Origin of the sequence: Sporosarcina jiandibaonis (assembly GCF_013184495.1) — a bacterium.
Taxonomy (GTDB): Bacteria; Bacillota; Bacilli; order Bacillales_A; family Planococcaceae; genus Sporosarcina; species Sporosarcina jiandibaonis.
In genome coordinates, this window is the sequence record NZ_JAAOIY010000001.1 from 906,110 (window position 1) to 927,113 (window position 21,004).

Consider the following 21,004-nt stretch of genomic DNA (forward strand, 5'->3'; position numbering starts at 1 on the left):
TTTAATTGTTAATAATCTTTTTTCTAAACGCCGCGACGAAAAAACCGTCTCCGCCAAAGTGTTGAGGAAGAACTTGAAGCGTATCATTTTCAATCGACAATTTTTCATTCTCCTGTAAATTCGCGTGCGGAATCAATTCAATGTTTTTATGTCTTTCTAAAAACCTTTCAACCATACCCCGATTTTCTTCATATTCTACTGTACACGTACTGTACACGATTATACCATTTGGTTTGAGAAGTTTTTCTGCAGTATCCAATAGTTCTGATTGCACGGCTAATAAACCTTTTATATCCATTTCATTTTTCACATATTTTATTTCAGGTTTTCTTCGAATAACGCCAAACCCGCTACACGGTGCATCAAGGAGAATCCGATCAAACGACGATTCTCCATACAATTCGACTAACTTCCGACTATCGCCGCTTTTTGGAATAATCGAATTGAGACCGAGTCTTTCTGCATTCGACTTAATCAGTTTCATTTTATGCTCGTGAATATCATGAGCATAAACTTCGCCTTCATCGTTCATCTTTTCTGCAATATGGGTTGTTTTCCCGCCCGGTGCCGCACACATATCAAGGACTGTCATACCTGGTTCAACATTAAGCGCATTAACCGGTAACATTGAACTTTCATCTTGGATGGTAATGAGTCCTTTTTTGAAGCTATCTGTGTTACTGGGATTTCCTGATTCACTAATTAGGCTTTCAGGGACGACTTCCCCGCGCCGAACTTCAATTCCCTCAGATTTAAGTGCTGCGATTGCTTCATCAACAGTCGTCTTTTTGGTGTTGACTCTCATTGTTACAGAAGCCGGATTATTATTTTCATGCGCCATCGCTACGGCATCTTCTTCACCGTACATGTCAATCCATCGCTCGATTAGCCATTTCGGATGACTCGTTTCAATGGCAATCTTAGCAGCACCATCTTCAAGGTCATCAAGTGACCGAACGCCTTTACGTAGAACAGAACGTAAAATCCCGTTAACGGTCGGCGCAATCCGTTTATGGCCGCGTCTTTTAGCAATTTCAACTGCTTCATGAACGACAGCATGAGGCGGTATTTTCGTCAAATAAACAATTTGATATAATGACATTCTTAGAAGCTCTCGTACCCAACCATCAAGTTTCCCGCGAACGAAAGGTTCTAAATAATAATCAAGTGTCATCCGATGTTGAAGCGTCCCATAGGTCAATTCAGTTAATAGGGCGCGATCTTTTGCTTCGATATTATATTTCTTTATCGTTCGATGAAGTAAAAGGTTGCTATAAGCTTGGTTATTATTTATCTCCATCAATATGGAAAGGGCTGCGTCTCGCACATTTCCGTTCCATATTTTTTTAGTTGGCTTGGTCATTCAAACCGATCTCCTTTATTCCATGCCGCACCGATTCCACGGATGAATACTTCAGTAGGCATTCTTTTTCTTCCTGCTGGTTGGATATCGGTAATTGCTACTCCGGTATTATCACCGGTTTTCACAATAATACGGTCAGTTTCTATATCGATAATCGTTCCAGGTTCAGCATCAGACGAAGTTTCTACTTTTTCACCCCACCAAATTTTCACATTGGCGTCTTGAAATACAGAATAAGCGACTGGCCACGGATGCAGACCGCGGATTTTATCGTAAATTTCTTTACCGCTCTTTGTCCAATCGATGCGTTCCTCTTCTCTTGAAATGTTACGCGCAAATGTCACAAGAGATTCATCTTGAACAATTCGTTCATTTGTTTCATTTAGAATCGAAGGAAGTGTATTTTTCAGTAGCTCTACACCCGCTTCTGACAATACGTTGAATAATGTACCGGTATCATCAGTATCATTGATCGGCACAGTGACTTGTGAAATAATATCGCCCGCGTCCAACTTTTCGACCATATACATAATCGTGACGCCGGTTTCCGTTTCACCTTCCATAATGGCTTTATGAATTGGCGCGCCGCCCCGATATTTCGGCAGTAACGACGCGTGGACGTTAATGCATCCGAGCCTCGGCGCATCGAGCAATTCTTTTGGAAGAAGTTGACCAAATGCCGCTGTAATAATAAGGTCCGCATTCAAGGAAATAATTTCATCGAGTTCGGCCGAACCTGATAACTTCTCAGGTTGGATGACGCGTATTCCTAGCTTTTCGGCTTCTACTTTCACCGGCGGCGGCGTTAGAACTCGCTTTCTTCCAACAGGTCTGTCCGGTTGCGTGACGACCGCTACGACATCATACCCTTCTTCCCGAAGCATCGATAAAATCGGCACTGAAAAATCGGGCGTCCCCATGAAAATAATTGAAGTCAAACTTGTTCACCTTCCCTGCTCATTTCAATCTCCTCTTCTTCAAGCGCCTCGAGTTCTTCAAGATCAACAACACGAATGATTTTCGAATCAAATAAAACACCGTTCAAGTGATCAATTTCATGAAGGATCGCACGAGCTTCATACCCCTCTGCTTCGATTTCGTAAAGTGAGCCGTCTCTCTCCTGCGCTTCAACTTTTACATAAAAAGGACGTTCTACTTCACCGTACAATCCTGGGAAACTCAGACATCCTTCAATTTCTATTTCAGACCCTCCGATTGCAGTCACAACAGGGTTAATAAGTTCGATGACATCTTGTTCTTCATCTACTTCTACGATCGCAACCTGGATTGCTTCGCCTATTTGCGGTGCGGCAAGACCGACACCATCGACTTCTTTCATTGTTTCATACATATCATCAAGAAGTTTGGCAAGTTTTTCATCAAACTTCACAACTTCCTTGCATTTTTTTAACAAGATGGGAGATGGATGCTCCACAATTTCTTTTATTGCCAACTTAGGTTCCTCTTTTCATTCTGGTTAGAAAATAGATACTGGATCTACATCTACGCTCATTGTAAGCCCAGCTTTAATCCAATCCGTACGATATAATCTGATCAGTTGTTGTAACGTTTCGGTTAGCTTGGGCTCTTTTTTGTATTTTAACAAACATTGGTATCGATATCTATTGTTCACTCGACTAATCGCAGCAGCGGTCGGACCGATAATAACTGTATCAGGCGACAAATTCGACTGCAAAAAGGTTGAAGCTCGACTCGCGTAATCGGCAACTTTCAAGACATCTTCATGTGTAAATTGGACAAGCGTCACGAAATAAAATGGCGGATAGCCAAATTGTCTGCGCGCAGCCATTTCCAAATTATAAAAAGGTTCGTAATGATGCTCTTTTGCTAACTCAATTGCATAGTGTTCCGGAGAATACGTTTGGATATATACCTCGCCGGGCAACTCATGTCTGCCTGCACGGCCGCTTACTTGAGTCATCAACTGAAAAGTCTTTTCAGCTGCGCGAAAATCTGCCAAGTGAAGCGTCGTATCCGCTGCAAGAACGCCGACCAGTGTAATGTTTGGAAAGTCTAACCCTTTGGCAATCATTTGGGTTCCCAGTAAAATATCTGCTTTCCCTTCACTAAATTGACGAAGCAACCGTTCATGGGATCCTTTTCGCCTTGTCGTGTCCACATCCATTCTTATTACACGAGCTTCTGGAAAGAGATTCGCTATTTCCTCTTCTACTTTTTGCGTGCCTGTTCCAAAAAAACGAATATGTTCACTTTCGCACTCTGGACAAATCAAGGGAACCCGCTCTTCATGACCGCAATAATGACATTTTAAACGCTCGTTTGCACGATGATACGTTAAAGATATATCGCAATTAGGACATTCTACTGTTGTTCCGCAGTCCCTGCATAATACGAAAGAAGAAAATCCCCGGCGGTTTAGAAATAAGATACTTTGTTCCCCAGCTTCTAATCGTTTTCGAATCGCTTCGGCAAGTGCAACTGAAAACATTGAGCGATTTCCCGATTTTAATTCATTTCGCATATCAACAATAGCCACTTCCGGAAGCGCCTGGTTTTTCGCCCTATTCATTAAAGTGAGTAATGTATAGACTCCTTTGGTAGCACGTGCGTATGATTCGAGCGATGGAGTGGCACTTCCGAGAATAACTGGGCAATTATAATATTCAGCCCTTTTAATCGCAACTTCTCTGGCATGGTATCTGGGGTTATCTTCCTGTTTATAAGTGCCTTCATGCTCTTCATCCAAAATAATAATACCTACATTTTCAAATGGCGCGAAAATAGCTGACCTCGCTCCAACGACCACTTTCACTTCGCCTCGCCGGATTTTTCGCCATTCATCATACTTTTCACCAGAAGAGAGCGCACTATGCATCACCGCCACAAGCGGGCCGAAACGCGCCTTGAATCGAGCAGTCATTTGCGGCGTTAAGGAGATTTCCGGTACGAGAACAATTGCTTCTTTTCCTCTCTCCAAAACTTGTTGAATTGCACGCAAATAGACTTCTGTCTTTCCGCTTCCCGTGACACCGTGCAATAAAAACGTCTCCGGCTTCTCATTTTCTACTGAACTCAAAATACTGTTCAGGGCAACTTCTTGCTCATTTGTTAAATGTACTGGAATTGGCACATCTTTAAGTCCCGATGCTTCAGGTTCTCGGTATACTTCTTCGTAACTCTCATGCGCCGCACCTCGGTCAACAAGCGCTTTAATAACGGTGCTCTGTATCCCTAATGCATCAGTGATTGTTTTCGCAGGAACTGTTTTCCCGGCATTTTCAAGCATCCAATTCACCAATTCGATTTGGCGTTTCGCATTTGGATGCAAGGATTCTTTAATGCGCTGCAGTTCGATTTCCTCTACGATTTGAATCATCCGAACTTTTTTCATAGCTGTTTGTTGACTGACTGTTGTATCGACGGTAACGATTCCGTCTTTTACTAGGTTTTTCAACACTCCAAGCAAGTTGCGTGATTCTGCTTCTTTCATCGGAACGCGATTTCTACCAGCTAAAAACAAGCTGAATTCTATATCATCGATTTTTTCAGGTTCATTTACGATAATAAATTTTTCATATTTCGCGCGCATTGCAGCTGGCAACATCACTTGCATCGCATCAATTTCATATGACAAAGTTTGAACCGCCAACCACTTGGAGAGATCTAGTAATTCATTCGTTAATACGGGTTCTAAATCGACCAACTCATGGATTGGCCTTAATTTACTTTCTTCTAAATCACTTTCATCTTTCAACTTTGTGATATAGCCAATGACTTTTCTTGGCCCGAAAGGAACTTTAACTCGTGCACCTGGTTCAATGATTGACGTCAATGGTTCAGGAACTATGTAATCAAATGGCCTATCAATCGGATATGCCGCAACATCAACAATGACTTCAGCGATCATGCGAATTGCCGACCTTTACCTCTTCAATGATCGCCTCTAGTAAAAGAGTTGCAAGATCATTTTTCGGCATCGCGGGATATAACTTATTTGTCCCATTTTTTGATAATAACGTTACGACATTCGTGTCATTCCCAAAGCCGCCATCAGGATCCGTTACATCATTTATAATAATGAAATCCAGATTTTTCCTTTCCAACTTACCCATGCCATTTTCAATGACATTTTCGGTTTCAGCTGCAAAGCCCACCAGAATTTGTTGCTGTTTTCGTTCCCCAAGCGTTTTCAATATATCAGTTGTTCGCTCTAGATTAATGACCGAATCGCTATCCGACTTTTTTATTTTCTGCGGATGAATTTCAGCTGGGCGATAATCAGCGACCGCGGCTGCTTTGATAACAATTTCCGCGTCATCATAATTTCTGCTTACCGCTTCGAACATTTCAGCCGCGCTTTCAACATGAATCACTTGTACGCCAGACGGTGGATTTAGCGAGACGGGGCCAGAGACGAGTATTGTTTTAGCACCCAGTTTAGTAGCGGCTTCTGCCATCGCATAGCCCATTTTTCCGCTCGAAAAGTTTGACACGTAGCGGACAGGATCGATTCTTTCACGTGTCGGTCCGGCTGTTATAACCACTTTCTTCCCTGTCAGTGGCAGATTTTTAGGGACAAAATTCTCTTGAACTAGCTTGACAATTTTCTCCGGTTCTTCAAGGCGTCCTTTTCCGACATATCCACAAGCTAAAAAGCCTTCTGACGGTTCTATAAACCGGTATCCATCTTTAGCAAGCGTGTCAATGTTCCGGATAACCGATCGCTTTTCATACATATTGACATTCATTGCCGGTGCGAACCAAACTTCAGCAGTCGTTGCTAAAAGCACCGTCGTCACCATATCATCAGAAATCCCATTCGCTACTTTCCCGATAACATTCGCAGTAGCCGGTGCAACGATGACCAAATCTGCCCAATCGGCTAAGTCGATATGTGCAATCACACGAGAATCTTTTTCATCAAACGTGTCAAAATAAACGTCATTTCTTGACATTGCCTGAAAAGTTAGTGGCGTGACAAACTCCATAGCTGATTTTGTCATAACAACCTTCACATCTGCTCCCGCTTGGGATAACTTGCTAACGAGTGCAACGGCTTTATAAACCGCAATGCCACCAGTTACGCAAATAAGAATTTTTTTATTTGCTAACACTAAACTCTTCCTTTCTAAAATGACAAACTCCCAAAGAAAAACAAATTTCTTAGGGAGTACGATGTCATCACTATTTTTATTTTGTTTATTTAAATTTCGTCTTCGTAAATAATCGATTCGTCTTGTGTAGTTTTTGTCAAAACACCTGCTACGATTTCTTCTAAAGCTCTACCGACATCTTTTTTAGCTTTATAAGATGGGAGCAGCTTGTTTCCTACTTCTTGGATTTCACGTGCACGTTTAGAAGCAAGTGTAACAAGGATGTATTTTGAATCAATTTTCGCTTTCATTGAATCGACCGATGGATATAACATTTAGCAATCCCCTTCCAACATCTGGATGTATATTTTTTCAACGCGTTCTCTGCGACAATGTTCAGCTGTTACGATAGCGTTAATTCGTTCACATGCATTTTGAACCTCATCGTTTTCGACCACATAGTCGTACAGATTCATCAACTCGAGTTCTTCTCGAGCTTTCAATACTCTTGACTTAATGACATCTTCGGTTTCTGTGCCTCTGCCAATAAGTCGAGTTTCAAGTGCGGACAAACTTGGCGGAGCCAAGAATATAAACAGCCCGTCCGGAACGAGTTCGCGAACTTGTGCAGCGCCAACAACTTCGATTTCCAGAAAAACGTCTCGTCCGGCATCGAGTGTCGCATTGACGTAATCTAACGGCGTGCCGTAATAATTTCCTACATACTCAGCGTACTCAAGAAGTTTTCCTTGGTCAATGAGCGCCTCGAATTCTTCACGTGTTTTAAAAAAATAGTCTTCGCCATCTACTTCGCCTTCGCGCGGGCTCCTCGTAGTCATTGAGACAGAATACTCGTAGTTCGTATTCGGTTGTGTAAATAGTTCTTTTCTCACCGTTCCTTTACCAACACCGGATGGTCCGGACAGAACGATTAGAAGTCCCCGTTTTTTGTACATTTAATCCCTCTTTTTGTTTGGTATACTTGTCAATTTTTAGTTAGATCAAATTTATTTCAAAAATAAACTGCAATCTATTTAATGAAAACAACTTGTTCATATTATAGCATAAATGCACGATAGAGTGCTAAAATGGAGCAAAATGTAATGAAAGAGGAATCGTTATGGCATTTGATGGTTTATTCACCACAGCAATGGTAAAAGAACTGCAAGTTTTAAAAGGGGGACGTATCTCCAGAATACATCAACCGAACGCTCAAGAGCTCGTTTTTCTTATTCGGTCAGGCGGTCAAAATCATCGTCTGCTTATTTCTGTTCATCCGTCCTATTCTCGAATTCAATTGACCGATGAAGCGATTACGAATCCTCCGGAACCTCCTATGTTTTGCATGGTCATGCGAAAACATCTTGAAGGCGGTTTTATTTCTTCGATCGAGCAATATGGAACAGATAGAATAATTTCATTTGATATTCAAGCGAAAAATGAAATCGGGGACGATATTCGCCGAAAAATGTATGTTGAAATTATGGGGAGACATAGTAATTTAATTCTTATTGATCCTGATCGCGAACTAATTATTGATAGTATAAAACATCTGCCCCCTTCAGTTAACAGTTATCGTACAATATTACCAGGGCAACGTTATATACCAGCACCGCCGCAAGATAAACTTAATCCTTTTGAAATAACTGAACAACAATTTATTGATTTGCTTCCTGAGGTGGAAACAGGTCGTGATTTTGTCCGAGTTTTTTCTGGGTTTTCACCGATTAACGGAGATGAGTTATTATTCCGGGTAAAAAACGGCGCAACTTCTGATGGTTTTTCGATATTAAAAGATTTTCTGTCATCGTTTAATGGCGAACAAGCATACCCGAATATTTCTGAAAAAGGCAATCGAACTGTTTTTTCAGCGACGTCCCTGACACATGCCGACAAATTGTTAGCTGAATTTAAAACAGTCAGCGAGTTACTCGATAAAGTTTATTTTGAACGAGCGGACCGGGAGCGAGTGAAATCGCAAGCTGCTGACTTGGAACGTTGGCTAGATAATGAAATTGCTAAATTGAAGTCCAAAATCAAGAAGCTGCAAAAAGAACAAGAATCAGCAAGTAAACTTGATACGTTTCAATTGTACGGCGAACTATTAACGGCGAATAGTCATGCGATTAAAAGAGGCGCATCCGAGGCGGTCGTCGATAATTATTATGAACAAGGAACAACAATTACGATTCCGTTGGATCCACGACGAACAGCAATTGAAAATGCGCAACGATTTTTCACCAGGTATTCGAAAGCGAAAAATGCTTTAGTCATGATTTCCGAACAGCTTACAAAAGCAGCGGATGACATTGAATACTTTGAAATGCTGAAACAGCAAGTCCTTCAAGCATCCCCCGATGACATCGCAGAAATACGTGAAGAATTGGCGGAACTTGGATTAATGAAAGCGCGCAATGTAAAAAAGCGCAGAAAACCGAAAAAACCAAAACCGGAATCGTATATATCATCTTTGGGGATAACAATTTCCGTAGGGAAAAATAACAAACAAAATGACTATCTGACATTTAAACTAGCAGCGCGAAATCACATTTGGCTCCATACGAAAGACATCCCTGGATCCCATGTCGTCATTCATGACGAACAACCAGACGAGAATACAATTTTAGAAGCGGCCATGCTATCGGCCTACTTCAGTAAAGCACGTGACTCTTCGTCAGTTCCTGTCGATTACACTGAAGTGAAGCATGTTAAAAAGCCGAACGGTTCCAAACCGGGGTTTGTTATCTACTTTGAACAAAAAACACTCTTTGTAACCCCAGAAGAAGATTTGGTTCGAAAATTGCGTAAGTAAATGAAAAAACGTGAGCAGCGGATTAGCTGCTCGCGTTTTTTGATTTTAAAATAGCATGGAGGTATTCGGGCCAGATGAGATTTTCGTATCGAGCCGACTATGTTTTTTATTCTCGGTGCGTTGCGGGTTGCTCTCGGTGCGGGTCTGGTTGTGCTCGTTGCCCCAAGGCTTATTCTCGTATTGAGCCGGCTACTCTTTTTTCACCATTAGGCGACACGCTCAGAAGATGAAGCTCAGAGTTCGAACGGCGGGGAGAGGAATTCACTCGCTGAACGACAAATTTGGGCGCCCGAGAACAATCTCAGACGCACATCCACTAGTTTATAATCTTCCCTCTTTTAATTTCCCGTGCCAATCCAGCAAGCTGCTGATTGAGTTTTCATCAATTGCTCCTTTTTCTTTTGACACTTCGATTAAAGCACCAAAATCCGTTAAGCTTGCGTATGTTAATTTTTCGGCTTCAAAAGCTTCATCAGCTTTCTTCAATTCATATGTAAAGATTGAAACAATCCCCGTAACTTCGATATCTTCAGAGCGGAGTCCAGCTGCAGCGTTTAAGCTACTTCCTCCTGTCGATATTAAATCTTCGACAATAATCGCTTTAGCGCCGCGGGTGATTTTCCCCTCGATTTGACGACTTCTTCCGTGTCCTTTTGCAGATGACCGGACGTAAACCATCGGCAAACCAAGAATGTCCGCCACCCATGCAGCGTGTGGAATTCCAGCTGTTGCGGTACCGGCAATGATTGTCGTATCAGGGTAATTCGTACGGATCAAATCAGCGAGCCCTTCAGCGATTTGTCTACGTCCTGCCGGATCTGACATCGTTAGCCGGTTGTCGCAATAAATCGGGGATTCAATACCGGATGCCCATGTAAATGGTTCATTGGGATTGATTTCAACGGCGCCTGCATTCAATAAAATTTCTGCAATTTCTTTTTTGACCATTTATTTCAGCCCTTCCCACTGTGAAGTAATTAATTCGTATGCTGCATATGGATTTTGTGCCGCTGTAATCGCACGGCCGACTACGATATGCGTTGAGCCGGAAAGTCTTGCTTCTTCTGGTCTGGCGATTCTAATCTGGTCATTTTTCGCACCGTCTGACAGACGAATTCCCGGTGTCACTTTGAAAAAATCCGGCCCGCAAGTTTGTGAAATTGCTGACGCTTCTAGGACTGAACAGACAACGCCATCAAGTCCTGCCTGCTGTGTCAATTTTGCATAGTGCAACACCGATTGATCTAATGAAGCACCTATTAATTGTTCTTCACGAACTTGTCGTTCATCAGTTGATGTCAGTTGGGTGACACCAATGAGTGAAGGGCGTTGAAGTCCCGCTTTTGTTCCTTTATCAAGTCCTTCCAATGCCGCTTCCATCATTCTAATGCCGCCGGCCGCATGAACGTTTACAAGATCAACACCGAATCCCGCAAGTACCTCCATCGCTGATTTTACCGTGTTCGGAATGTCGTGGAGTTTTAAATCAAGAAAAATGCCATAGCCTTTTTCTTTTAACCTCGCGACAATTTCCGGTCCTTCTTTATAATAAAGTTGCATGCCCACTTTCACATTTACGCTTTGATCAAATGGTTTTAAAAATCTAAATGCTTCTTCTGCTGAATGAAAATCGAGCGCGATAATCGGCGATTTATTCAAAATCGGTGGCTCCTTCCTACTAATTCGGAAATGTGATTAATACCGAGTTCGTCTAGTTTTAAAGGTAATTCTTCAATGATTGTCGGGCAGATGAAAGGATTTACAAAGTTCGCTGTCCCGACTGCAACCGCACTTGCGCCTGCTGAAAGAAAGTCAATGACATCCTGGGAATTTGTTACCCCGCCCATACCGATAATGGGGATGTTAACAACCTGGCTAACTTCATGCACCATTTTAATCGCGACTGGCTTAATGGCCGGCCCTGATAATCCGCCGGTTTTGTTGGCGATAATCGGTTTCCCAGTTTTTTCATCGAGTCGCATGCCGAGAAGCGTATTAATCATCGTAATTCCATCAGCACCGCCTTCTTCGACCGCTATTGCAATCTCTTTTATGTCTGTGACGTTCGGTGATAATTTTACATAAACAGGTACTTTGGAAACGGCTTTAACCGCAGCCGTCAATTCTTTCGCGATTTTCGGATCCGTTCCAAAAGTAATCCCGCCTTCTTTGACATTTGGACAAGAGATGTTTAATTCGAGCGCATGAACATTAGGCGCAGTGGAAATCTCTTTGGCAACCTCCACATAATCCGCGGTTTCTGTTCCCGCGACGTTCGCGATTATTGGAACATCAAACTGTTCCAACCATGGCAGTTCTCCTTCCATTACGCCTTCCAACCCTGGATTTTGAAGACCAATCGCATTGAGCATGCCCGAAGACGTTTCGGCGACGCGCGGTGTTGGATTTCCGAGCCTCGTTTCAAGTGTCGTCGCTTTGATCATGATTGCACCTAAAACAGATAAGTCATAGAGCTTCCCGTACTCTTTCCCAAATCCAAAACAACCGGATGCTGGCATTATCGGGTTTTTCAACTGTAAACCTGGTAAATCAACTGAAAGTCTGTTCATATCGCCACCACCCCTGCTGGAAATACCGGACCGTCGGAGCAAACTTTAATATAGTTTTTCTCTGAGCCTTCTGTCGTTTCGCAAACACACGCAAAGCAGGCGCCAACTCCGCACCCCATGCGTTGTTCGAATGAAAGAAATCCTTTTTTGCCTTCATACATTTTTTCAACCGCGTTTAGCATCGGCATTGGACCGCAACTGTAATAAGTAGAAAAGTCAGTTCCCAACTTTTCCATAACGTTTGTAACAAACCCTTGCGATCCAGCTGTACCGTCAACTGTGATAATATGCGTTTCTCCGAGTGCGTTAAACTCTTCTTTGTAAAAAACAACATCTTCCGATTGAAAACCGAGTATATGGACACAAGTTACACCTTTTGCTGTTAATTGTTTTGAGAGTTCATAAAGCGGCGGCACGCCAATTCCGCCGCCTATCAGGAAGGCTGTTTCACCAGCCTCCGTTTCCTCAACCGGAAATCCATTTCCCAATGGACCTAAAACATCGACGATATCGCCTTCCCGTTTAGTAGACAGGGATTTGGTCCCTTGCCCCTCCGCACGATATAAAATTGTAATTTCATTTGCAGCCGTGTCTAGTGCCGCAATTGATATTGGTCTGCGCAACAACATTTCATAAGAATCATTCACACGAATATGAACAAATTGGCCCGGGGACGTAATTTCACCAACAAGTTTTCCTGAAAGCTTCATCTCAAAAATATTATGCGCGATTTCTTTTTGAGACTTCACGATCATTTTGTCTTGGATGATCATACGCGCACCTCTTGTTTTATCATTTCTTCGGTTTGGAAAGTCATGGATTCAATGACGCGAAGCATTGCATCCGCAGTATCTAGCGATGTGAAGCAAGGGATTCCGTTCTCTACTGTTTGACGGCGAATTTGAAAACCATCACGTTCTGGTTGTTTTCCTTTTGTCAGTGTATTAATAACGAGTTGTGCTTCGCCTTGTTGAATGACATCGAGAAGCGTCGGACCTTCCGAACCGATTTTGTCGACCATTTCTACCCGAATTCCTGCATCTTTTATTACATTTGCGGTTCCAGCGGTTGCAAGAATTCGGTAGCCGATATTCGTAAATCTTTTAGCGATTCCGACGATTTCCTCTTTATCTTTATCGGATACTGTCATTAAGACTGATCCGTATTCTTTTATTTCCATTCCAGCGGCAACTAGCCCTTTATATAAAGCCTTTTCAATCGTTACATCTTTCCCCATAACCTCGCCTGTAGACTTCATTTCAGGTCCAAGCGTTATATCGACACGTCCAAGTTTTTCAAATGAAAACACCGGAACTTTTACATATACCCCTTCAGGAGCTACCGCGAGTCCAGTCGGATAGTCTTGATCGACTATTGATTGTCCAAGGATTGCTTTCGTTGCGACATTCGCCATCGGGATATTCGTGATTTTACTCAAGAACGGCACTGTACGGCTTGAACGCGGATTGACTTCGATCACATATACTTCATCTTTAGAAATGACGTATTGGATGTTAAGGAGCCCGATAATATTCAATCCTTTTGCAAGTCTAGTTGTGTAATCCGTAATTGTCTCCACGTATTTGTTGGATAAATTTTGCGGCGGGAACACGGCGATTGAATCTCCAGAGTGAACTCCGGCTCTTTCGATATGTTCCATGATTCCCGGGATAAGGACGTTTTCCCCGTCGCTGATTGCATCCACTTCAATTTCAGTCCCCGTTAAATATCTGTCGATCAAAACGGGCTGTTCTGGACTTGCTTCAACCGCATGTTCCATGTAATAAATTAACTCTTTTTCCGCGTATACGATTTCCATCGCACGTCCGCCAAGTACGTAAGAAGGCCTTACTAAGACGGGATATCCGATTTCATCGGCGATTGCAATTGCTTCTGGAACAGAAACTGCTGTCTTTCCAAGCGGTTGCGGAATACTGATTTCTCGGAGCGCACTTTCGAATTTATTTCGATTTTCTGCTCGGTCCGTATCTTCGAGCGAAGTTCCTAAGATTTTCACTCCGCGTGCCTCAAGTCCGTCAGCGAGATTGATAGCGGTTTGTCCGCCGAATTGCACGATGACGCCTTCTGGTTGTTCTAAATCGACAATATTCATAACATCTTCCAACGTTAGCGGTTCAAAATAAAGTTTGTCGGAGATTGAGAAATCCGTTGAAACTGTCTCTGGATTATTATTAATAATAATCGCTTCATAACCTGATTCTTGGATAGCCCAAACTGAGTGGACCGTCGCATAATCGAATTCGACGCCTTGACCGATTCGTATCGGTCCAGAACCTAATACGATGACACTCTTTTTATCAGTTCGATTCGATTCATTCTCATCTTCATAAGTTCCATAAAAATAAGGCGTATCTGACTCATATTCCCCTGCGCATGTATCGACTTTTTTATAAACCGGAACAATGCCGAGTTCTTTACGCAAGTTATATATTTTGACTTCTTTCGTTTTCCATAGTTTTGCAATCGCAACATCCGAAAAGCCCATTCGTTTCGCGTCGTATAATGTTTCTTGATCGAATGGATTTGCTTCAACGACTTCTTCATACTTAATAATGTTTTCGAATTTACGCAGGAAAAATTTATCAATCATACTCCACTCATGAAGCGTTTCAACTGTAATTCCTCTACGTAAGGCTTCGCCGATAAAAAATAGTCGCTCGTCGCCTGCACGGCGTATTCTTTTTTCAATCCATTTATCGGTCTTTGTCGAGCCATCTTTTAGCGCTAAGTCAAATTGACCGATTTCTAGTGAACGAACAGCTTTCAAGATCGACTCTTCAAAAGTCCGCCCGATCGCCATGACTTCTCCTGTAGCTTTCATTTGCGTACCAAGATTTCGTTTGGCAGATTCAAATTTATCAAAAGGCCAACGCGGAATTTTTGTCACGACATAATCAAGTGTCGGTTCAAAACAAGCATATGTTGTTCCAGTCACCGGGTTCATCATTTCATCTAGCGTCAGGCCTACCGCAATTTTCGCTGCCAATTTTGCGATCGGATAACCAGTCGCTTTGGAAGCCAATGCCGAAGAACGACTAACACGCGGATTCACTTCGATAATATAGTAGTTAAAACTATGCGGATCGAGCGCAAGTTGGACGTTACAACCGCCTTCAATTCCTAATTCGCGAATGATTTTCAAAGAAACATTACGCAGCATTTGATTTTCGCGATCTGTTAACGTTTGACAAGGCGCTGTAACGATTGAATCGCCGGTATGAATCCCGACCGCGTCAATGTTCTCCATATTACAAACGACAATCGCATTATCCGCTGAGTCGCGCATCACTTCATATTCAATTTCCTTATAACCGGCAATCGATTTTTCAAGGAGACATTGCGTGACCGGGCTCGCTTTCAGTCCATTTGCAACAATTTCAGTCAGTTCTTCGTCATTCTCGCAAATTCCGCCTCCCGTGCCTCCAAGTGTAAAGGCAGGTCTTACAATAACCGGATAACCGATTCGTTCAACAAATGCGAACGCCTCTTCCAGGTTGTGGATGATATCACTTTCTGGTACGGGTTCACCAAGTTCATTCATCAACGTTCGGAATAAATCGCGATCCTCCGCTTGGTGAATGGCATCTAATTTCGTTCCCAGAATTTCAATATTTAACTCATCCAAAATTCCCGAATCATGAAGCTCAATTGCCATATTCAGTCCTGTTTGACCGCCTAACGTTGCAAGCAGCGCATCTGGACGTTCTTTCCGAATGATTCGACTGACGAATTCAAGCGTGATCGGTTCGATATAGACTTTGTCAGCAATTTCTGTGTCTGTCATGATGGTTGCAGGGTTCGAGTTAATTAAAATCACTCGATAACCTTCTTCTTTTAAAGATAGGCAAGCTTGCGTACCTGCATAGTCAAATTCAGCCGCCTGACCAATAACAATCGGGCCGGAACCTATTACTAAAATCGTTTCGATATCGTTTCGTTTAGGCATTGGATTGCTCCTTTCGGTTATTCGTTTTCATTAATTGAGTAAAACGATCAAACACATGATTGGCATCTTCTGGCCCCGGTGAAGCTTCTGGATAAAATTGGACTGAGAATGCTGCATGATTGGCACTTTCCAAACCTTCGATTGAATCGTCGTTGAGCGCTTTATGCGTTATACGGAGGCCAGTACCTTCCAACGTCGCCTCATCAACTGCATAGCCGTGACTTTGGGCAGTCAGTTCAGTACGTCCCGTTTGCAAATCCTTTACCGGATAATTGCCGCCTCTATGGCCATTTTTCAATTTAACCACACTAGCTCCGGAGGCAAGCGCCAGTAATTGGTGACCTAGTCCGATGCCGAAGATTGGTGCTTTTCCTAGCAGATCTTTTATTGTATCTACTGCGCCTTCAACGTCTTCTGGGTTCCCAGGGCCATTCGTTAATACTATTCCATCCGGGTACAATGACTGAACATCCAATGAAGATGAATTATACGGAACTACGATAACGTCGCAGCCGCGTTTGTTCAATTCTCTTAAAATACCATGCTTCATGCCGTAATCGATGACGACAACACGTTCACCGCGCCCTGGACTTGGATACGGTCGTTTTGTTGATACAAGGGAAACGAGATTTGTCGGAAGTTTATAAGCTTTTACGCGCTCAATTTCTTTTTTGCTATCAACTTCTTCACCGGCTGCCGTCAGGGTTCCTTTTAACGGACCTTTCTCTCTCAGAATTCGCGTTAATTTCCGTGTATCGATGCCTTGAATTCCCGGAATTCCTTTCAAAGTCAGCAATCGGTCCAAAGACATATCACTTCTGAAGTTCGATGGCTCGTCGGCAAGTTCTCGGATGATAAGTCCATTCATCGCTGGTTCGATCGATTCGAAATCATCGCGATTTATGCCGTAATTTCCAATAAGCGGATACGTCATGACAATCATTTGCCCGCAATTGGATGGATTTGAAATAACTTCTTGGTACCCGGTCATCCCCGTCGTGAAAACTGTTTCTCCTATTGAAGCTTCGTCTGAACCAAAAGCTTTTCCAATAAAAGTCGTGCCGTCTTCCAAAATGAGCATTCTTTTCTTCATTATTTTCCATCCTCCCAAACGACATTTCCTTCGAAAATTGTTGTTACAGGCCAACCAGCGCATACCCACCCGTCAAATGGCGTATTTTTTCCTTTTGACACGAAGGTTTCTCGGTCAATCGCTTGTTCTTTATTCAAATCGATCAGAACTAGATCCGCTGTCGCTCCAACTTCAAGTTTGCCGTATGGCAAGTCAAAGATTTCAGAAGGTTTTTTCGTCATCCAATTCACCAGTTGCTGAAGTGTCCAAGTACCTTTTTTCACAAAGTTTGTATAAAGCAATGGAAATGCTGTTTCCAACCCTGTAATTCCGAATGGCGCTGTTTTCGTGCCTGCTGCTTTTTCTTCTGCCGTATGCGGTGCATGATCCGTTGCAATAACGTCTAGCGTTCCGTCTAGTAACCCTTCACGAAGTGCTTGTAAGTCATCGTCTCCGCGCAGCGGCGGATTCATTTTCCAATCTGCGTCATCCCCCGGAATATCATTTTCCGATAACAGAAGATGGTGAGGACTCACTTCCGCGGTAACATGAATGCCCGCTTTTTTTGCGTCGCGAATTACTCTGACAGATTCCTTCGTGCTTACATGGCAAACATGATAATGCGCGCCCGCAGCTTCTGCGAGCAAGACATCGCGTGCAATATGAACGGATTCTGCAATAGACGGAATTCCGGGAAGGCCAAGCTCCTTATTACGTTTTCCTTCGTGCAACGCTCCGCCGTAAATCAGCGTATTGTCTTCGCAGTGTGCAACAATTGCCATCCCGATTTTCGCCGCATCTTGCATGGCTTCATACATCATCCCCGCTTGTTGAACCCCTACCCCGTCATCTGTAAATGCGAATGCACCGTGTTCTTTTAATTCCGACAGATTTGTCCGTTCTTTTCCTGCCTCGCGAATCGTAATGGATGCATATGGGAGAACTCGAATGAGCGCATTTTCTTCTATAAGGTTATTTACGAGTGTCAGGTTTTCTATCGTATCCGGCACAGGTCTTGTATTTGGCATCGGGCAGATTGTTGTATATCCGCCTTTTGCCGCAGCTAGCGTTCCACTTTTGATCGTTTCTTTATGTTCACCGCCCGGTTCGCGCAAATGGACATGAACATCGACAAACCCTGGTGAAAGAAAAAGGCCTTTTCCGTCAATGACTTGCGAATTCCCGACTTCCAGTTGCTTGCCGATTTCCGATACTTTGTCGCCTGTTATTCTTACATCTCTCGTAATCATTTCCCCGTCAGCGTTTAGTAGTTGTACATCTTGAATTAGTTTTCCCATGTTAATTCCTCCCATTTAGAATTAATTCTAGTACTGCCATTCGAACATACACACCGTTTTCCATTTGCTTGAAAATCCTTGATTTCGAACATTCTATTAAATTTTCATCTATTTCAACACCACGATTGAATGGTGCGGGATGCAGAATAATTGCGTTTTCTTTCATTCTTTTTGCGCGCTCCAGTGTGAGTCCATACTGATTATGATAGCTTTCTTTCGTAAATATCGATTTTTCGTTATGTCTTTCATGTTGCACGCGAAGAAGCATTATTACATCAGAATTTAATAGATTCTCATCCCACTCATGCACCGCGTTAAATTCACCGCACCATTCGGTGGGACATAGGAAAGTAACATTTGCACCGAGTCTGGTCAACGCATCTGCATTTGATCGTGCCACACGGCTATGGGCAATATCCCCTGCAATGACTATATTCAATCCTTCGAATGAACCGAACTCTTCACGGATTGTATATAAATCGAGAAGTGACTGCGTCGGATGTTGACCGGACCCGTCCCCGCCGTTAATGATTGAGATGTTTGTCTTGCCTATTAGCTGATTGTAATACCCGACATCAGGATGTCGTATGACGAGCGCATCGACTCCGATTGACTCCAGCGTTTTGACAGTGTCATAGAGCGTCTCGCCTTTTATCGTACTGGAAAGTCCTGATTCAAATGGAACAACGTCTAGACCAAGCTTTCGTTCTGCTACTTCAAAACTTGTTTTTGTTCTTGTGCTCGGTTCGAAAAACAAATTAGAAACAGTATACTTTTTAGGTAGTTCACGTGCGCCGTATGTTTCAAAGTTTTGAGCTCGGTCTAGAAGTGCTAGTATTTCTGATTCACTTAATTGTTTCATTGATACTAAATCATTCATCAGACTCATCCTCCTTGTACCGATTTACTCTGTTTCGTCTGTTAACTTTTCAGCAGATTTTCCTGGCAATACTAGATTTAGCAAAACTCCGACAATTGCCGATAAAGCCATTCCTTCAATTTCGAATGTTTCACTGAATTTAATCGTGGCTCCTCCAATTCCAATCACTAGAATGACAGATGAGATAACTAAATTGCGTTGATTTCCGAAATCGACTTTATGATCAACGAGCATTCTTAAGCCTGATGAAGCGATAATCCCGAATAAGAGAATCGATATTCCGCCGAGAACTGCCGTAGGAATCGTGGCAATGATCGCCATGACTTTTCCTAAGAATGAGAACAAGATAGCGAAAACTGCCGCGCCAATGATGACGTAAATGCTGTATACGCGCGTTATCGCGAGAACTCCAATATTTTCGCCGTATGTCGTCTTCGGAGGGCCACCGACGAATCCACTGATTAAGGTACCAAGACCGTCTCCGAGTAATGAACGATTCAATCCTGGATTTTCTATGTAATTGCGGTCAACGATCCGACCAAGAACGAGTTGGTGGCCGATGTGCTCAGATATCGTAACGATGGCAATCGGCACCATGATAAAGAGAAGCGTTGGCGTTACTACGAATGCATAATCAATACCTGGGATGAGCATTTCAGGAACCTCGAACCATTTTGCTTTCATTACTCTGGAAAAGTCCAAGATTCCAATTGCGGCCGAGTATAGATAGCCTACTACGATTCCGATTAGAATCGGCATAAGGCTTATTACCCCTTTAAAAAACATGATGCAGATGATGGCTGCCGCTAGTGTAACGAGCGCTGCTGAAAAGTGAAGCAAGTTGTAAACAGATTCCCCATTGACTTGAATTGTACTTGCCATTCCTACCGCTGTAGGAGCCAACGCGAGTCCGATAACCATAATTACAGGACCTACAACGATTGGCGGGAGCAATTCCATGATCCACTTGTAACCTGTTTTCCAAATCATGAGCGAAACAATCGCATAGACAAGAGCGACAAACATGCTTCCGATCATTGCGCTTCCGATTCCGCCGCTCGCTGTAGCTACTTGAATCGGTATGATAAAGGCGAATGAAGAACCTAGATAGGCGGGAACTTGAAAACGTGTAACCAAGATGAATATAATCGTCGCGATTCCACTCGTTAATAGTGCAATCGCGGGGCTTAAGCCGACGAGTTGCGGAACAAGAATCGTTGCTCCGAACATTGCAAACATATGCTGGAGACTAAGTGTCAGCCATTTACCTGCCGTTGGTTTTTCATGTACATCTAATACCTTGTCGTTCATTCATAATTCCCCCATACAGTTTCTTTATTTTTTTGAATGTATTGTGACGCTATCTTCATCATCTGTTTCGTGCAAATTCACAACGACCCGTTCAAGACTCGATGTCGGTATATTCTTCCCAACGAAATCCGGTCGAATCGGCAATTCGCGATGGCCCCGATCGACAAGCACTGCCAATTGAATTTGAGAAGGTCTTCCGAGATCCATTACTGCATCCATCGCAGCGCGAACTGTTCGCCCGGTATAGAGTACGTCGTCGACAAGGACAACTTTTCGTTCATTGACATCATGTGAAATATCAACCTGATGTACATGGGGTTCATTATCAGCATGCTTTGTTTGCAAATCATCTCGATAAAGCGTGATATCAAGTTCACCCGAACGAATCTTCTTACCCTCGATTTGCTCGATTTTTTTTGAGAGCCGGTCAGCGAGGTATGCCCCTCTTGTTTTGATGCCGACGAGTATGCAATCGTCAATTCCTTTATTTCTTTCTATAATTTCATGTGCAATTCTCGTCAATGCTCGTCCGATTGCTTGTTCATCGAGGATATTTGCTTTTTCTGTCATTTGGTTTCCTCCTTGTAAATAAGTTCCAAACAAAAAACCTCCCTGCCAGTTAAGGCGGGAGGGTAGACTTGCAGAAAAATTGTACA

At 43.0% G+C, this 21,004-nt stretch carries 18 protein-coding genes; 1 reads left to right on the forward strand and 17 read right to left on the reverse strand.

The annotated features are described in order from the left end of the window. Window position 1: 1 nt before the first annotated feature. From rsmB to gmk, 7 genes are all read right to left on the reverse strand, one after another. Window positions 2-1,363 (reverse strand): 16S rRNA (cytosine(967)-C(5))-methyltransferase RsmB, encoded by a 1,362-nt coding sequence (gene rsmB, locus G8782_RS04730; protein ID WP_172369735.1) that lies wholly within the window; start codon window positions 1,361-1,363, stop codon window positions 2-4. Further along, entirely contained in the window at window positions 1,360-2,301 is a 942-nt protein-coding gene (gene fmt / locus G8782_RS04735; protein WP_172369736.1) for a methionyl-tRNA formyltransferase, read from the reverse strand. The genes rsmB and fmt overlap by 4 nt, the downstream gene beginning before the upstream one ends. Continuing rightward, window positions 2,298-2,816, reverse strand: a complete 519-nt coding sequence (gene def, locus G8782_RS04740) for a peptide deformylase (RefSeq protein ID WP_172369737.1) — start codon at window positions 2,814-2,816, stop codon at window positions 2,298-2,300. The genes fmt and def overlap by 4 nt, the downstream gene beginning before the upstream one ends. A gap of 24 nt (window positions 2,817-2,840) precedes the next feature. Beyond that, window positions 2,841-5,252, reverse strand: coding sequence for a primosomal protein N' (gene priA / locus G8782_RS04745; protein ID WP_172369738.1), 2,412 nt, complete (start codon window positions 5,250-5,252; stop codon window positions 2,841-2,843). Then, window positions 5,242-6,459: a bifunctional phosphopantothenoylcysteine decarboxylase/phosphopantothenate--cysteine ligase CoaBC gene (coaBC, locus tag G8782_RS04750; protein ID WP_172369739.1), complete on the reverse strand. Its 1,218-nt coding sequence runs from the start codon at window positions 6,457-6,459 to the stop codon at window positions 5,242-5,244. The genes priA and coaBC overlap by 11 nt, the downstream gene beginning before the upstream one ends. Before the next feature lie 89 nt (window positions 6,460-6,548). Then, on the reverse strand, window positions 6,549-6,773 hold the full coding sequence (rpoZ, locus tag G8782_RS04755) for a DNA-directed RNA polymerase subunit omega (protein ID WP_172369740.1): 225 nt from the start codon (window positions 6,771-6,773) through the stop codon (window positions 6,549-6,551). Next, window positions 6,774-7,394, reverse strand: a complete 621-nt coding sequence (gmk, locus tag G8782_RS04760; RefSeq protein WP_172369741.1) for a guanylate kinase — start codon at window positions 7,392-7,394, stop codon at window positions 6,774-6,776. Between the two features lie 164 nt (window positions 7,395-7,558). Here gmk and G8782_RS04765 point away from each other — a divergent pair, with 164 nt between their 5' ends. Beyond that, window positions 7,559-9,250 (forward strand): Rqc2 family fibronectin-binding protein, encoded by a 1,692-nt coding sequence (locus G8782_RS04765; RefSeq protein ID WP_172369742.1) that lies wholly within the window; start codon window positions 7,559-7,561, stop codon window positions 9,248-9,250. A gap of 321 nt (window positions 9,251-9,571) precedes the next feature. Here the strand turns inward: G8782_RS04765 and pyrE are convergent, their stop codons facing one another. Genes pyrE through pyrR form a run of 10 tightly spaced genes read right to left on the reverse strand, consistent with a single transcriptional unit; the run spans window position 9,572 to window position 20,918 of the window. Next, a complete protein-coding gene (pyrE, locus tag G8782_RS04770) occupies window positions 9,572-10,198 on the reverse strand; it encodes an orotate phosphoribosyltransferase (protein WP_172369743.1) in 627 nt (208 codons plus the stop codon). Beyond that, window positions 10,199-10,909: an orotidine-5'-phosphate decarboxylase gene (gene pyrF, locus G8782_RS04775; protein ID WP_172369744.1), complete on the reverse strand. Its 711-nt coding sequence runs from the start codon at window positions 10,907-10,909 to the stop codon at window positions 10,199-10,201. Next, complete coding sequence (locus tag G8782_RS04780) at window positions 10,906-11,820, reverse strand: dihydroorotate dehydrogenase (protein ID WP_172369745.1); 915 nt, start codon at window positions 11,818-11,820, stop codon at window positions 10,906-10,908. Before G8782_RS04780 ends, pyrF begins: the two co-directional genes overlap by 4 nt. Then, window positions 11,817-12,593, reverse strand: coding sequence for a dihydroorotate dehydrogenase electron transfer subunit (locus tag G8782_RS04785; RefSeq protein WP_172369746.1), 777 nt, complete (start codon window positions 12,591-12,593; stop codon window positions 11,817-11,819). The genes G8782_RS04780 and G8782_RS04785 overlap by 4 nt, the downstream gene beginning before the upstream one ends. Then, on the reverse strand, window positions 12,590-15,787 hold the full coding sequence (gene carB / locus G8782_RS04790; RefSeq protein WP_172369747.1) for a carbamoyl-phosphate synthase large subunit: 3,198 nt from the start codon (window positions 15,785-15,787) through the stop codon (window positions 12,590-12,592). The genes G8782_RS04785 and carB overlap by 4 nt, the downstream gene beginning before the upstream one ends. Then, window positions 15,780-16,880, reverse strand: coding sequence for a carbamoyl phosphate synthase small subunit (locus tag G8782_RS04795; protein WP_172369748.1), 1,101 nt, complete (start codon window positions 16,878-16,880; stop codon window positions 15,780-15,782). The genes carB and G8782_RS04795 overlap by 8 nt, the downstream gene beginning before the upstream one ends. Further along, window positions 16,880-18,157, reverse strand: coding sequence for a dihydroorotase (locus tag G8782_RS04800; protein WP_172369749.1), 1,278 nt, complete (start codon window positions 18,155-18,157; stop codon window positions 16,880-16,882). Before G8782_RS04800 ends, G8782_RS04795 begins: the two co-directional genes overlap by 1 nt. Window position 18,158: 1 nt before the next feature. Further along, window positions 18,159-19,037 carry an aspartate carbamoyltransferase catalytic subunit gene (locus tag G8782_RS04805; protein ID WP_172369750.1) on the reverse strand — a complete coding sequence of 293 codons (879 nt, stop codon included), beginning with the start codon at window positions 19,035-19,037 and terminating at the stop codon, window positions 18,159-18,161. A 24-nt stretch (window positions 19,038-19,061) separates the two neighbouring features. Then, window positions 19,062-20,348, reverse strand: a complete 1,287-nt coding sequence (locus tag G8782_RS04810; protein ID WP_172369751.1) for a uracil-xanthine permease family protein — start codon at window positions 20,346-20,348, stop codon at window positions 19,062-19,064. Between the two features lie 24 nt (window positions 20,349-20,372). Continuing rightward, window positions 20,373-20,918: a bifunctional pyr operon transcriptional regulator/uracil phosphoribosyltransferase PyrR gene (gene pyrR, locus G8782_RS04815; protein ID WP_172369752.1), complete on the reverse strand. Its 546-nt coding sequence runs from the start codon at window positions 20,916-20,918 to the stop codon at window positions 20,373-20,375. Window positions 20,919-21,004: the final 86 nt, after the last annotated feature.